We start from the raw sequence: 13,868 nt of genomic DNA on the forward strand, positions 1-13,868 counted from the left end.
AACTACTCAGCTCATCCGGGATAATCTGACTGGATACCGCCTTTGCCGGTATGACTGAGCTTGGATCGGACGTGGTACGTTATGTCATTGCGCCGAAAGCCGGAATTCAGCGCCGGCAAGTGAACCATGGAGTATGAGCTGAGCAGTCACAAAAAGGATAAACCGCGGAGGGTTCCATGCAACAGATCACAGTCGCGGATCTGCAAGCAAATTGTCATTCGCTTGTAGAGCAAGTTGTTGCAACTGGTGAAACCTTATTGATTATGGAACATGGAAAACCAGCAGTCGAACTGCGGCCTGTTCAATCTGGAGCCTCAGTTAATCCCTTTGGATTGCATAAGGGGAAGACTAAAATCCTTGGTGATATCATAACTCCGCTTGATGATCAGGAATGGGAGGTACTTGATTGATTCTCCTGGATACACACGTTCTTCTTTGGATGGACACTGATGATCCAAAGCTTGGTGAATCAACAAGAAGCTTGATTTTATCTTCCTGGAAGCAAAAGAGTGCTTTTGTCAGTTCTGTGACTTTTTGGGAATGTGCAATGCTTTCCAGACATGGACGCGTTGAGCTTCCAGTTCCCCTATCCGATTGGCGGATGGAATGCTTGGATCAGGTCTACGTGAGCTGCCTTTGAATGGCGAATTGAGCATATTAGCTGTTGAATTGCAGAATTTACATAAGGATCCAGCTGATCGTTTTATTGCTGCAACTGCGCTATTTTTTTCGTACATCTTGATTACTGCTGATGCAAGGCTGCTGGAATGGCCTCAAAAAGGATTTCTGCGCCATAACGCGAATCTGTAAATCTTAAGACATGCAAAACTCTCTTCAACCAATTACCAATTCCACGAGCACACCATATGGAACACGAAGTCGCCAAGGCCAAGACGCTGCTTGAGGCACTGCCCTATATTCGGGATTTTTACGGGCAGACCGTGGTCATCAAGTACGGCGGGCATGCCATGAAGGATGAGCAGCTCAAGCGGGCGTTTGCCCTGAACATCGTTTTGCTGCGGTATATCGGCGTCAATCCGGTTATCGTGCACGGCGGCGGGCCGCAGATCGGCAAGATGCTGGATCAGCTCGGTATCTGCTGCCAGTTCCGGGAAGGCCTGCGCGTCACGGATCAGGCCACCATGGACGTGGTGGAGATGGTGCTCGTGGGCAAGGTGAACAAGGAGATCGTCAACCTGCTCAACCAGCACGGCGGCAAGGCCGTGGGGCTGTCCGGCAAGGACGGGCGGATCATCAATGCCCAGAAGATGGAAATGGTTATCCCGCACAAGGACATGCCTCCCGAGATCATCGACCTGGGCAAGGTCGGCGAGGTCACGGACATTCGCACCGGGTTGATCAGGACCCTGGAAAAGGAAGGTTTCATCCCGGTCATCGCCCCGGTGGGGGTGGACGACGACGGCGAAACCTACAACATCAACGCCGACGCCGTGGCTGGAGCCGTGGCCGGAGCCCTGGAAGCGAAACGGCTGATCCTGCTCACGGATGTGGCCGGCGTGCTGGATGCGGAGGGCAAGCTGATCTCCTCCATGAACCGGCACAAGGCAGTGACCGCCTTGGAAAAGGGCGTTCTGCGCGGCGGCATGATTCCCAAGGTGAAATGCTGCCTGGAAGCCGTGGAAGCCGGCGTGGAAAAGGCGCACATCATCGACGGCCGCCTGGAAAATTCCATTCTCCTGGAAATGTTCACCAAGGGCGGGATCGGCACGGAGATTATATTTTAAATTGTTAAATTATTGCTCAGCTCATCTGAGGAAAATTGAGACTGGATACCGGCCTTCGCCGGTATGACTAATTTGCAACGACATGGTTATAATACGTCATTCCGGCGGAAGCCGGAATCCAGTGCTGGAAAATGCCAATACACGGTATGGGCTTTAATTATAAGGGAAAAGACATGCTGACTCGTGAAGAAGCCTGGGAACTGCTTTCCAGCAAGGGACAGGAACAGCACATGATGCATCACGCCCTGGAGACCGAGGCGGTGATGCGGGGGCTTGCCAGGCGGCTGGAACAGGATGAGGAGGTCTGGGGGCTGACCGGTCTGCTCCATGACCTGGATTTCCATGAGACCAAAGACATCCCCGAGGAGCATGCCTTGCGCGCTGCGGCGTGGTTGGCGGATGCCTTGCCCGAAGAGGCCTTGCAGGCCATCCGTGCGCACAACGGGGAACGCAACGGCGTAATGCCCGCCGCACAGTTTGACTACGCCCTGCGTTGCGCTGAAACGGTCACCGGTCTGGTTTCCGCAGCGGCCCTGGTGCGGCCGACGAAACTGGAAGGGCTGGGCGCAAAGAGTCTGAAGAAAAAAATGAAGGACAAGGCCTTTGCCGCGGCCGTGAACCGCGAAATCATCCGGGAGTGTGAACAGTGCGGAGTGGGGCTGGACGATTTCCTGAACGACGCCGTGGCCTCCATTACCGTCATCGCGGATCAGGTCAACCTGAAATGACCGAGGAGCCCAGGTGACGGAAAATATCGACAACTGCACCATGCGTCTGGCGTTTCACAGCCTGGAGGACGTGTATGTGCGCGGACGGACGGTACATTTCGTGGGCAACGACCATCGTTTCTACGGCAATATTGAATGCGAAAGCGCCGCTGATTTGCAGGTGGGCGACCTGACGCCGGAGCGCCTGGGCCTTCTAGGGACCGGAGGCGAGTGGGGGTTCTGGATTGAACTGACCCTGGATGAAGCGATGGCCAGAACCGGGACCGAGCGCATCCGCTTCCACTTCACACACCGGGACCAGGCCATGATGGCCTGGGAAGCGTTTCAAAGCGTGGCCGAAGCGATAAGAAAGGTATAAGCGAAGGCAAAGCTTTTCGTGAGGTTATGAACCTAAAGCGGGCTTTGCCAGCAACCCAATTATCAGTGTCTGTCATCAGGTTATCAGAAAAAACAGATAACTGATGACCAATAACAGATAAAAATTCGTAACTACTCAGCAGAGCCAGAAAAAGACCTGGATAGCGATAGCGCCGGCCTTCGCCGGTATGACTGGCGTAGGAAAGACTTGCCCAGATACGTCATTCCGGCGAAAGCCGGAATCCAGTGCTGGAGAATATCATGCCGTATGCGCTTGAGAAGTTACAAAAAATCTTGTTTTTTGTGACAGGAAATCGCCAACGCGGGTCTTGCCCGCAACCCAAGCTGAAAATATTTGAACCGCCCGCTTCCCTCAAGACGCCAGGTTCGCCAGGCCCAAACCCAACATTCATTTTGCCGGGTATCAAGTGGTATTTGCTGAAGCCGGCTCGTGCTTCCACAGGTATCTGCGTGAGGGCCTTTATGTTGTAGCAAAAATGTAGTAACGTCTTGGGCAGAGTAGATGAAATGAAAATGAGATTTGAATGGGACCCGGCAAAGGCGGAGAGCAATCGTAAAAAACACCGTGTGAGCTTCGAAACTGCCACGCGCGTTTTTGCCGACCCATTCGCAATGGTCGAGCAAGACCGTTTTGAGAACGGGGATTACCGTTGGCAAACATTGGGCATCGTGGAAGGCTATTTGTTGCTACTGGTGGCCCATACTGTCCGGGATGACGAGGAAGGTAACGAGGTGATCCGCATCATCTCGGCACGTCGCGCCGAACCGAAAGAGAGGAAACGCTATGAGCAAAACTGTTCGCTATGAGGTTGATCTGTGCAATCTGCCGCCTCTGGCCGATGAACAGAAGGCCGAACTCAGGGTCTTGTCCGAAATGCCGGACAACGAAATTGATTGCAGCGACATTCCGCCGCTGGATGATGCTTTCTGGAAGAACGCCGTGCGTAATCCGTTCTACAAGCCCACTAAGACATCTACCACTGTGCGCTTGGATTCGGATGTGATGGCGTGGCTAAAAAGCCAGGGCAAAGGCTACCAGACCCGTATGAATGCGATCCTGCGCGAAGCCATGCTCCGTTCGCTGCACAACAACCACAAGGCGTGACCGGAGTTGCCCCCTTCCTTGTCCGACTTGCTTCGTGCTGCTTCCCCCAAGATCCAGCGCCGGGGCGTTTATTCGTCCGAGGCCAAGGTAGAATCCCCGTAACTACTCAGCTCATCCGAATAAAAGTGTGCTGGATACCCGCCTTCGCGGGTATGACTGACTCGAAGACGGCATAAAAAACAAAGTCATTCCCGCGAAGGCGGGAATCCAGGTCATGCTCGCAACAATTTTTGAAAGCTACCCTTATTCCTTTCTCTCAAGCTGAGTAGTACGAATCCCCGGCTGTTATCGGTTATTGTCATATAATCCAACGTTTAAATGACAACAACTCATTCAGATTTCCGTTGGTACGGTGCCCTCTACTTGATACTTGGTGACATGATGTTGGGTTTGAGCCATGCCGCTTGGCGTCTTTTGGCGTCTTCCATGAGAAGGCTAGTCAACGTCCGCCGTGGCGGACCACCTTTTTATGCCTGCGAGCCCTTGGTGAGCAGTCCCATTAAGTCATGCTTCCATTCGCACTCTTAGTGGGCCTTTGCCATTAGGCCCGGTGCACTGTGGGATCCTCATGTTGGAAGCTGCCACCTTAAGCACGGTCTTTTGTTGTCGCCGGCAAGCGACTTGACCTGGACGCCAATCGCAGTCTTCCGGATGGGACTTTTCAATTATGGGCATTGATGAAGGTGTGATAACAGATTGACTTGACGACATGTTTCTTTACCGTGATTGGTTCATGTAATTATGTTGGACAAATTCAATGTTTTGGGAGCGATTATTGATTTTATATGGTGCGGCTGCACTTTAGGCTGCTTTTTTGGCTTTTGGCTGGTTATAGAAAGGATCGTAAGCCTCTCCTGTAACCCAGAGCCTATGCAACAACACGGCTAATTTACGTGCCACGGCGACGACTGCACGCTTTTTGGCCATCTTACCACCATGTTGAGATATTCTGTTTCCAAATCGCTTTAATTCGCAGTCAGGTCCAAAAGGGCCGAGGATATAATGCGCACAATTGACCAGCAACTGACGCAAGTAGATGTTACCACATTTGGTGATCCGAAGCTGTTTGTCCATTTCTCCGGATTGATCCTTGCGAGGAACCATACCCAAGGCCGGACCGACTTCACGGCTCTTTTGAAAACGGGTGGGATCTTCCAGGGTCAGGACAAACGCCAGTGCAGTTATGGGACCAACTCCGACTACCTGTCGCAATACTTCCGTCTCTTTGTATTTCTCCTTGCTCAGATTCTCTATCTGACGATCATACTCCCTGATCGCCTTGTTCAATTGCTCAATTTGCGAAAGCAGCGGCAACAATGCTGGCTTCAGAATTTCCGGCATGTGTTCTTTGGCACGTTTGGCCATAGCTTCAGCGCTGGAATCCGGGATGCGTGCTCCCATCGATTTCACCGCGCCGCGAACATAGTTGATCAATCCGGACCTGGTTTGAACCAGCATGTCTCTGGCCTTGATGATTGCAAGATCCGCCTGGGCTCCTTCGTTACGATGATAGATAGGGTACAACAGATTTGGATCAAATCTCGCTATCCTGCCCAAGGTCTCGGCATCGCGGAAATCAGTCTTGACCGGACTACGCCAGATGGAAGGAAGTTTGCGAGCGTTGCCCACAAGAACCCGACATCCTAGTTTTTCCAGTAAATGACTGACCCAGGGAGAGTGGGTACCGTTTTCAATAGCAACCAAATTTCCAGCAAAGGGTGAGAAAAATTTCTTGAAGGCTGTCATTGTAGTGGTCACTTTCAATTTTTGCTGAATGTTGCCGGCTGGATCAATAATGCAAACAGCGCTTTGCTTGTCGCCAAGGTCGACACCGAGTGTAAAGTTGAATAGTGTTTTCATGGCTGGTTCTCCTCATGTTTGCAGCAAAGACTGCGTTGAACTTTGAGCATGATTTTACTCATAGCTCGTTAGGAGGGCCAGCCTTCTCATCCTACCTTAGGCAAAACTGGCGGTTCAATTCCTACCTGATGATCTTGCCAAGAATCCGACCCGTAGACTTCAACTGTTCCTTGATATTGCTCCACATTTCTTCTTTCTTCCGCACTTCCAGGCACCTCAAAAATTTCGCCTTTTCGCTTTCGTCCTGGAGTTCCAGGATCACGGCGGCCAAGGTGTCCTCCACGTTATAGAGCCGATCCGGGGCCAGGCAGACCGGGATGGTCAGGTCCAGGGGGACTGCCAGATCTTTGGAGATGGCCGTCACGGCCGCGGCGATGTTCTCGGCCTTCTTTCCGTTCGGATGGGTCAGGTCGTAGGGCGGCTGCCATTCCTGGGGAGGGCGGAGCCTGTCGATATGGGTGACCACGGCCACCAGGGGCGGGATGCGCCGGGAGACGCGTCGGCTGTACCAGGAACGAATCCTGTCCAGGCTTTCGCGTTCCAACTGTCGGTCAGCCCGGTTGGCCGGGGTGACCCACAGGATGAGATCCGCGTCAAGCACGGCCTGTTGCAAGGCTTTTTCTTCAAACCTGTCCGTGTCGATCCCCGGTGCGTCGAATATCAGCGCCTCGTCATGTCCTTCCCGCTGCAGGCGGTAGGCTCTGATTGCCTGCGTGGAGTGCGGCAGAGCGTCCGCGGCAGCGGTCAGTTTGCCGAACAGGGCGTTGATCAGGCTGGACTTGCCGGCGTTGGCTTTGCCCAGAACCAGGATGCGTAATGGTTCAGTCGAGACGGATGGTTCGGGCTGATCGGCATCCGCGTATTCCATGTCCCTGATCGTAGCGGAAGTACGTCGGCTGGTGGGATCATCCGTATCCAGCAGAAGGTGCCCGCTGTACAGTTCAATGGCGTAGTAACCTACCTTGCGCACGTACTCCCGCAACAGCCAGGCTTTGATGTTGTCCATGCCGTAACCGGCAATGCTGTTTCCCAGGTTGCGGCGCACCTCGTGGAACAAAGCGGAATAGGGCGCCATGATGCCGCGTCCGAGCCGGTACAGCTTTTCATACTGCATGGCCGTCTCCCGCCAGCGATTGGCCCGGACCAGAAGGGCCATGGTCATCTTGTGGCTGAAAGGGATGGTCTGGACGATTTCCGTACGCAGGTCGCGACTGGCTCGTTCGATGATCAGCAGGGTGTGCGGAACGGTCAGTTCCAGAATTGGATCTCTGGCTTTGGGATGGAAGTGGCGGGATACGAGTTCCAGGGTCTTTTTGCCAAGCAGGGCCAGTTTCTGGACATCGTTCACCGGCCACTCGCGAGGAGATGTCTGCTCGGCCAGCCGCTCCACCTCTGCCCAGCAGGCTTCCGCGGACGGGGCCCAAAGCGCATTGGCCTGGGTGGCAGGCCGCGGGGGTTGCTTTTGTTCTTGGCGCGAGAGCATCATGTGCAGCGCGTAACCCGTCATGGCGCACAGCGCCAACGCCATCAACCAGAACAATCGATAGTCCGCCTGCCAGAGCCAGATGATGCCGAACAGCGGCAGGGCGAGCAGGGGCAATGCGGAAAAGATGACGGAAAGAAGCCGCAGATACCCGAATTCGCGGAACAGGGCTTTCTTGTCGATCATTTCTTGTCCTTTTTCAAAAAAGACTTTGCGAGATCTTTGCCGCTTTGCAAAGAGTCCTTGAACACCGTGCGCACGGTATCCGCGTCCACGGGCAGGCCCTTGGATATGCGCTGCAGATAGGCGCAGCCGGCCTTGCCCAGGGCATAGGTGACCCCGGCGCTGGCCGCAGCTCCGTAGGCAGCGCCTCCTGTCTGTCCGATCACGGGGATGACCTTGATCATTGTCCGCCCGGCCATGCGCAAGCCATGTCCGGCCAGAAAGCCCGCTCCCAGCAAGCCCAAGAACTCCGCGATGCGTCGTTTATCCCAGTGGACATTTGAAAGCGTTCCCAATTTGTGCAGCATTTTCATCTGCAGGGCCGGCACCAGGGCCAGGTCCACCACGGGGAGGGCGCCGAAGGTCGCCGATGCCATGGCATATCCGACGATCTGCTGATGCGCGGCTCGGGCAAAGGCGTCGCCCTGGTCCACGTCGCCCCGGAGTCGATGTTCGAGACCCATGGTGGAAGCGCGCTCAATGGTCGCCCACAAGGCGTTCAAACCGTAATCCACGGGTTCTATATCGTCTTCGGGCAATGTCAGGTCCACCGGGATCCAGAACACGGCCCCGTTGCCGGCAAGTCCCCCGAGTTCCCGGCGTTGAAAGTGCAAGGCCCGTGCAAGGTCCGGCGGAACAAGCCCTTCCCAGCCTTCCTTGCTGAAGGGATAGGGCATCACGTGCTGGAAGTCGGGAGGATACAGTTCGTGCAGGCAGGTCTGGGCCACGATCACGGGCCACTCCGGATGGCGCTTGCGCACGGCCCGCAACACGTCGAAGACGGCATCCTGCAGACTGTCCGAAACCTTGATCACCGCGATGACCAGATGGGACTGGGATTCGGCGTAGGCTATGTCCTCGGAAGGATCATAACGCACTTCGCCCAGCCCCTGGGTATCCAGGAAACGAACCACCGGGGCTTCCGCGGGATGATCGTAGAAGCGCGATGTCCGGGTGCAGCTTTGGAAGCCGTTGCCGATCTCGGCATCCGGACTGCCGGTCAGGGAGCGAATAATGGAGGTCTTGCCGGACTGGGTCTTGCCCAGGAGCCAGACCACGGGAGGCGGATGGGCCTCCTTGGCCTTTTTGAGGGCGTCATCCAGTGCCGCATTGTCCAATGCCCCGTCGTCAATCATGGGGTCCTGAAATTTGCGGCGAATTCTGGATAGGAAATTGGGAATCATGGAAAAGCTGCCCTTAGCGTTGAGCGGCTTTCACTTCCCGCCGTCGGGCGTGGAGGATGGGTTCGGTATAGCCGTTGGGCTGTTCGCGGCCCAGAAAGATCAGATCGCAGGCTGCCTGGAAGGCGATGCTTTGATCGTGATCAGGCCCCATGGGCTGGTAGAGGGGATCTCCGGCATTCTGGCCGTCGACCACGTCGGCCATGCGCCGCAGGGTGGCCAGGACCTGCTCACGGGTGCAGATGCCGTGGCGCAGCCAGTTGGCCATGTGCTGGCTGGAGATGCGCAGGGTGGCCCGGTCTTCCATCAAACCCACGTCCGTGATGTCCGGCACCTTGGAGCAGCCCACGCCCTGGTTCACCCAGCGTACCACGTAGCCCAGGATGGACTGGGCATTGTTGGCCAGTTCCTCGTCCACCTGGGCCGGCGTCGGTCGAGTTTCGCCGAGGAGAGGGAGGCGGAGGAGTTCGTCCAGTCGCGCTCTGGGGTTGTCCTTCAGTTCGCGCTGCCGGGCGAAAACGTCCACCTGATGGTAGTGCATGGCATGCAAGGTGGCGGCGGTGGGGGAGGGGACCCAGGCGCAATTGGCGCCGGAGCGGGGGTGGGCGATCTTGGTGTCAACCATTTCCCGCATCTTGTCCGGCTTGGCCCACATGCCCTTGCCGATCTGGGCCTTGCCGCTGAGTCCGGCGGCCAGCCCCACGTCCACGTTCCAATCCTCGTAGTTCAGCATCCAGGGCTCGATGCGCATGTCGTTCTTGCGCACCATGGGGCCGGCCTCCATGCTGGTGTGGATCTCGTCTCCGGTGCGGTCCAAAAATCCGGTGTTGATGAAGATGACCCGCTCCCGGGCGACCCGGATGCATTCCTTCAGGTTCAGAGTGGTCCGGCGCTCTTCGTCCATGATGCCGATCTTGATGGTGTTCCGGTCCAGTCCCAGGGCGTCCTCGATCTTTGCGAACAGGTCGCAGGCGAACCGCACCTCGTCCGGTCCGTGCATCTTGGGCTTGACGATGTAGATGCTGCCGGAGCGACTGTTGCGGATGGCGTTCTCTTCCGCTTTCAGGTCGTGCAGGGAGAGAAAGGCGGTGGCCAGGGCGTCCACAATTCCCTCGGGAATCTCCGTGCCTTGGGCATCCAGCACGGCGTCCGTGCTCATCAACATTCCCACGTTGCGGACCAGCATCAGGCTGCGGCCGGGCAGATCAAGCCGGTTGCCGTTCACTTGGGTATAGTGCCGGTCCTCGTTCATCCGGCGGTCAATGAATTGTCCGCCCTTGGAAAATCCGGCCCGCAGGTCGCCCTTGAGCAGCCCGAGCAGGTTGCGGTAGGCCAGAGTCTTGTCTTCGGCGTCCACCACGGCCACGGAATCCTCCAGGTCCAGAATGGTGGTCAGGGCGGCCTCCATGATCACGTCGCAGACGCCGGCCTTGTGTTCGCGACCGATCTGATGCTCATGATCGATGCGGATTTCCAGGTGCAGCCCGTGGTTGCGGAAGAGCAGTGCCTCGGGCTTGCCGTCGGCCTTGAGGGAGCCGGTGTAACCGACGAATTTCTCCGGCTGGGCGAGGCCGGTCTCGGTTTCATTGTCCAGAAGCGCGATCAATCGGTGCTGCTGGTTCTGGTCCGTTGAAATCGAATAGCGGCGCACCTCTGCATGGCTGCCGTCCTTCAAGGGGATAGCCTTGTCCAGGAACCCGGCGGCCTCGGCCATGACCTTGGAGCCGCGAACCGGATTGTATTCGGCTGATTTTTCCGCACCATCCGCGTCGTCTATGACATCCGTACCGTAGAGCGCGTCATACAGACTGCCCCAGCGGGCGTTCACGGCATTGACGGCATAGCGGGCGTTGGTGATGGGAACCACAAGCTGGGGGCCTGCAATGGCGGCGATTTCGGGGTCCACATTGTCCGTGGCAATGGAGAATTCTGCTCCCGATGGTACGAGATAACCCAGGGATATCAGGAACTGCTTGTAGCTGGTCAGGTCGAAGGACCGTTCGGAATTTTCTTGATGCCACTGATCGATGGCTGTCTGCAGGGCATCGCGCCTGGCCAGCAACTCCGCGTTGCGAGGTCCGAATTCATGCACCAGCGATTCCAGGGTGCTCCAGAATTTTTCCGGGTCGATACCCGTACCCGGAGCCGCCTCCTGCTCGATGAAATCGTAGAGGGTCTTCGCAACGCGCAGGTTCCCAACGTGGACATGATCCATGATAATCCCTCCTCGGTAGCGTGATGTGGATATAAAGCAGGATAGATTGTCGATACGATCAAGTAAAGGTTTGCGGTATTTGTTCTTAATGTGGATGATTTGTTCGATTTCGATTGCGATTGCGATTTGGATTGATTTGAATTGCGATGATGCGAATTGACGGTGACTGGAGGGATGGGGGGATGGAGATGGAAGTCCCGCCGCCCTTGCGGGCAGCGGGTTGATAGGCGGGCGAGGAGGCGCTTGGATTATTCCTGCTCAATATCCGATGTGGCGTAGATCGTACCACAGGCGATTCGCGGGCCGGAATTTCCGGTGGGTTGGGTGTAATGATCGTCCGGGTTGGCATGGATGACGATGGCGGCGCCTGATTCGTCAAGCATGCGTGCGCCCACTGATCCGTCCAGGGAGGCGTAATTGGTGAACAGTTCAGCTCGAACGCTGCCGTCTTCATGCACGTAAATATTGGGGAGATCCCCGGCATCCGGGCCATCGGGATGCATCAGTCCGTGCTTTTTGTCCTCGGGGTTCAGGTGTTGTCCGGCAGCCTCGAAACCCTCTTCATGATCCGAGCAATCCCCATGTTGATGGATATGGATCGCATGGAATCCGGCAGATTCGGCCACTCCTTCAAGTTCAAGCCGGATCAGGACCCCGTTCGGCCCCTGCTCGAAATGCGCCTTGCCCAGAGACTTGCCTTCGGTACAGAACAACTCGGCGAAGGCGGTCGGGTTTTCAGCTTTGGCAGCGCCAACTGCCAGAAACAGGAACAGGATCGACAGAAAAGATTTTCCAATGAATTTGTACATGCCATTTCCCTCCGGTTGAATTTTTGGAATACCAAAAATACATAGGAACGGGATCATTTGTTGTCAAAACGCAACCACCCAGCAAGTTCCGCAGAATTCCGAGGATGTCTTATGAGAATTATCGAGAGGTTTCCAAGTAAAGTCACTGTCCATGAAAACATCTTCATCCCCATGGCTGACGGCGTGCGTTTGGCCGCCCGCCTCTGGCTGCCGGAAGATGCCGAAATCAATCCCGTACCGCTCATCCTGGAATACATTCCGTATCGCAAGCGGGATCTGAGCCGTTTGCGGGATGCGCAAATCCATCATTACTACGCGGGCCACGGCTATGCCTGCCTGCGCGTGGACATTCGCGGCAGCGGCGATTCGGAAGGAGTTCTCACGGATGAGTACCTGGAGATCGAGCAGTCTGACGGCGAACAGATTCTGAAATGGGCCGCCGCCCAACCATGGTGCAACGGCAATGCCGGCATGATCGGCATTTCCTGGGGAGGCTTCAACGGTCTGCAGATTGCCGCCCGCCGCCCACCGGAACTCAAAGCGATCATTACCGTCTGCTCTACGGATGATCGCTATGCCGACGACATCCACTTCATGGGGGGCTGTCTCCTTGGAGACAATCTTTCCTGGTCCGCGGTGATGCATGCCTTGAATTCCCTTCCTCCTGATCCGCAGATTGTAGGAGAGAAGTGGCGCGAGATGTGGCTGAAGCGACTCGCCGACAGCGGTCTGTGGCTCGATAGATGGATGCGCCATCAGCAGCGCGACGCATACTGGAAGCACGGCTCCATCTGCGAGGATTATGCCGCGATACGTGTTCCGGTGATGGCCGTTTCCGGGTGGGCCGACGGTTACAGCAATGCCGTACTGCGCCTGCTTGCGAATCTCGATGTGCCGCGTCAGGGCCTGATCGGCCCCTGGAGCCATCTTTACCCGCATCTTGGCAAACCGGGTCCGGCCATCGGTTTCTTGCAGGAATCCTTGCGTTGGTGGGACAAATGGCTCAAGGGCAGGGAATCCGGCATCATGGACGAGCCGATGCTGCGAGTTTACATGCAGGACAGCGTCCCTCCCAAGGCCAGCTACGACTACCGACCTGGGCGCTGGATCGGCGAACCGAGCTGGCCGAGCCCGAATATCGAGATGCAAGCGTTTACGCTGCAAGGGAATCACCTTGTTCCGGGAATCGAGGACTGGCCAAGGGCCGAGAGAACCATCAGCTCGCCGCTCACCGTCGGGCTTGCGGGCGGCAAGTGGTGCTCGTATCTCGAGTCGCCGGACCTGCCTTGGGATCAGCGCGAAGACGACAGCGGGTCGATGGTCTTTGAGAGTGATCCATTGCGCGAAAATTTGGAAATACTCGGGCAGGTCGAAGTTGAGCTGAGTATTTCCGTGGACCAGCCCATGGCTATGGTGGCAGTGCGTCTTTCCGACGTTGCCCCTGACGGCAAGGCAACCCGGACAACATACGGTCTTCTCAATCTGAGCCACCGCGAGAGTCATGAATTTCCCGAACCATTGATCCCTGGAAAAAACTATAAAGTGAACGTCAAGCTCAATGACACGGCCCAGGTCTTTCCCGCGGGAAACCGTTTGCGCATCTCTATTTCCACCTCCTATTGGCCGGTTGCCTGGCCCGCGCCACGGCCGGCATGCCTGACCGTCCAAACCGGTGTAAGCCGCGTCCTCCTGCCCGTGCGGGTGCGCAGTACGGGGGACCGCGGCATGAAGGCTTTTCTTCCCGCCGAGGGTGCTCCAGCCCCGATCATTCAACAACGAACTCCGGCCCGGCAAAATTGGCTGATAACCCGCGACCTGGGCGCCGAGCGCGCAACGCTTGAAGTGATCAACAACAAGGGGGTGTTTTACATAGCGGAAATCGACCTCGAAGTGGAGGAAGACACAAGAGAGTACTATTCGTCCCAGGCCGACGATTTCGATTCAGTACGCGGCGAAGTGCGTAGCGTAATGGCATTCAAGCGCGGCGACTGGCATATCCGCACCATTACGCGCACCGTGATGACCTCGGATGTAGAGAACTTTCGACTTTATGCCGAACTGGACGCCTATGAAAACGGCAGTTGCATCATGAGCAAGAACTGGAATCATCGCATCCCGCGCAATTTGCTGTGAACCGTTTTC

General features: G+C 56.2%; 13 protein-coding genes. 8 read left to right on the plus strand and 5 right to left on the minus strand.

Annotation, left to right across the window (positions count from 1 at the left end; translation table 11 throughout):
- The first annotated feature begins 176 nt into the window (after positions 1-176).
- The 7 genes from ACYQ15_RS01545 (at position 177) to ACYQ15_RS01575 (ending at position 3,956) form a co-directional block, all read left to right on the plus strand.
- On the plus strand, positions 177-410 hold the full coding sequence (locus tag ACYQ15_RS01545; RefSeq protein WP_459935773.1) for a type II toxin-antitoxin system Phd/YefM family antitoxin: 234 nt from the start codon (positions 177-179) through the stop codon (positions 408-410).
- Between the two features lie 196 nt (positions 411-606).
- On the plus strand, positions 607-810 hold the full coding sequence (locus ACYQ15_RS01550) for a PIN domain-containing protein (RefSeq protein WP_459935774.1): 204 nt from the start codon (positions 607-609) through the stop codon (positions 808-810).
- A 56-nt stretch (positions 811-866) separates the two neighbouring features.
- Positions 867-1,745 (plus strand): acetylglutamate kinase, encoded by an 879-nt coding sequence (gene argB, locus ACYQ15_RS01555; protein ID WP_459935775.1) that lies wholly within the window; start codon positions 867-869, stop codon positions 1,743-1,745.
- Positions 1,746-1,918: 173 nt separating this feature from the next.
- The gene (locus ACYQ15_RS01560) at positions 1,919-2,473 is read left to right on the plus strand and encodes an HDIG domain-containing metalloprotein (RefSeq protein WP_459935776.1); all 555 of its coding nucleotides are present in this window, start codon (positions 1,919-1,921) and stop codon (positions 2,471-2,473) included.
- A 13-nt stretch (positions 2,474-2,486) separates the two neighbouring features.
- The gene (locus tag ACYQ15_RS01565) at positions 2,487-2,831 is read left to right on the plus strand and encodes a hypothetical protein (protein WP_459935777.1); all 345 of its coding nucleotides are present in this window, start codon (positions 2,487-2,489) and stop codon (positions 2,829-2,831) included.
- A 533-nt stretch (positions 2,832-3,364) separates the two neighbouring features.
- Positions 3,365-3,658 carry a BrnT family toxin gene (locus tag ACYQ15_RS01570; protein WP_459935778.1) on the plus strand — a complete coding sequence of 98 codons (294 nt, stop codon included), beginning with the start codon at positions 3,365-3,367 and terminating at the stop codon, positions 3,656-3,658.
- Positions 3,636-3,956, plus strand: a complete 321-nt coding sequence (locus tag ACYQ15_RS01575) for a BrnA antitoxin family protein (RefSeq protein WP_459935779.1) — start codon at positions 3,636-3,638, stop codon at positions 3,954-3,956. Before ACYQ15_RS01570 ends, ACYQ15_RS01575 begins: the two co-directional genes overlap by 23 nt.
- Before the next feature lie 801 nt (positions 3,957-4,757).
- Here the strand turns inward: ACYQ15_RS01575 and ACYQ15_RS01580 are convergent.
- The 5 genes from ACYQ15_RS01580 to ACYQ15_RS01600 all read right to left on the minus strand — a co-directional run bounded on the left by ACYQ15_RS01580 (position 4,758) and on the right by ACYQ15_RS01600 (position 11,726).
- Positions 4,758-5,816 (minus strand): IS110 family RNA-guided transposase, encoded by a 1,059-nt coding sequence (locus ACYQ15_RS01580; protein ID WP_459935780.1) that lies wholly within the window; start codon positions 5,814-5,816, stop codon positions 4,758-4,760.
- 121 nt (positions 5,817-5,937) lie between these two features.
- The gene (locus ACYQ15_RS01585) at positions 5,938-7,485 is read right to left on the minus strand and encodes a GTPase family protein (protein ID WP_459935781.1); all 1,548 of its coding nucleotides are present in this window, start codon (positions 7,483-7,485) and stop codon (positions 5,938-5,940) included.
- Complete coding sequence (locus tag ACYQ15_RS01590) at positions 7,482-8,705, minus strand: YcjF family protein (protein ID WP_459935782.1); 1,224 nt, start codon at positions 8,703-8,705, stop codon at positions 7,482-7,484. Before ACYQ15_RS01590 ends, ACYQ15_RS01585 begins: the two co-directional genes overlap by 4 nt.
- Before the next feature lie 13 nt (positions 8,706-8,718).
- Positions 8,719-10,917, minus strand: coding sequence for a malate synthase G (locus ACYQ15_RS01595; protein WP_459935783.1), 2,199 nt, complete (start codon positions 10,915-10,917; stop codon positions 8,719-8,721).
- A 248-nt stretch (positions 10,918-11,165) separates the two neighbouring features.
- Complete coding sequence (locus tag ACYQ15_RS01600) at positions 11,166-11,726, minus strand: superoxide dismutase family protein (protein ID WP_459935784.1); 561 nt, start codon at positions 11,724-11,726, stop codon at positions 11,166-11,168.
- A 111-nt stretch (positions 11,727-11,837) separates the two neighbouring features.
- On the opposite strand from ACYQ15_RS01600, the gene ACYQ15_RS01605 reads away from it, so the two are divergent.
- A complete protein-coding gene (locus ACYQ15_RS01605) occupies positions 11,838-13,859 on the plus strand; it encodes a CocE/NonD family hydrolase (RefSeq protein WP_459935785.1) in 2,022 nt (673 codons plus the stop codon).
- Positions 13,860-13,868: the final 9 nt, after the last annotated feature.

The sequence above is a fragment of the Desulfonatronum parangueonense genome (genome assembly GCF_054656975.1).

What these genes read in the sequence shown, in the direction of transcription:
- argB (WP_459935775.1), top strand. Translation starts at nt 867, where the DNA reads ATGGAACACGAAGTCGCCAAGGCCAAGACGCTGCTTGAGGCACTGCCC.
- ACYQ15_RS01570 (WP_459935778.1), top strand. Translation starts at nt 3,365, where the DNA reads ATGAGATTTGAATGGGACCCGGCAAAGGCGGAGAGCAATCGTAAAAAA.
- ACYQ15_RS01600 (WP_459935784.1), bottom strand. Translation starts at nt 11,726, where the DNA reads ATGTACAAATTCATTGGAAAATCTTTTCTGTCGATCCTGTTCCTGTTT.
- ACYQ15_RS01605 (WP_459935785.1), top strand. Translation starts at nt 11,838, where the DNA reads ATGAGAATTATCGAGAGGTTTCCAAGTAAAGTCACTGTCCATGAAAAC.
- ACYQ15_RS01590 (WP_459935782.1), bottom strand. Translation starts at nt 8,705, where the DNA reads ATGATTCCCAATTTCCTATCCAGAATTCGCCGCAAATTTCAGGACCCC.
- ACYQ15_RS01595 (WP_459935783.1), bottom strand. Translation starts at nt 10,917, where the DNA reads ATGGATCATGTCCACGTTGGGAACCTGCGCGTTGCGAAGACCCTCTAC.
- ACYQ15_RS01560 (WP_459935776.1), top strand. Translation starts at nt 1,919, where the DNA reads ATGCTGACTCGTGAAGAAGCCTGGGAACTGCTTTCCAGCAAGGGACAG.
- ACYQ15_RS01550 (WP_459935774.1), top strand. Translation starts at nt 607, where the DNA reads ATGCTTGGATCAGGTCTACGTGAGCTGCCTTTGAATGGCGAATTGAGC.
- ACYQ15_RS01585 (WP_459935781.1), bottom strand. Translation starts at nt 7,485, where the DNA reads ATGATCGACAAGAAAGCCCTGTTCCGCGAATTCGGGTATCTGCGGCTT.
- ACYQ15_RS01545 (WP_459935773.1), top strand. Translation starts at nt 177, where the DNA reads ATGCAACAGATCACAGTCGCGGATCTGCAAGCAAATTGTCATTCGCTT.
- ACYQ15_RS01580 (WP_459935780.1), bottom strand. Translation starts at nt 5,816, where the DNA reads ATGAAAACACTATTCAACTTTACACTCGGTGTCGACCTTGGCGACAAG.
- ACYQ15_RS01575 (WP_459935779.1), top strand. Translation starts at nt 3,636, where the DNA reads ATGAGCAAAACTGTTCGCTATGAGGTTGATCTGTGCAATCTGCCGCCT.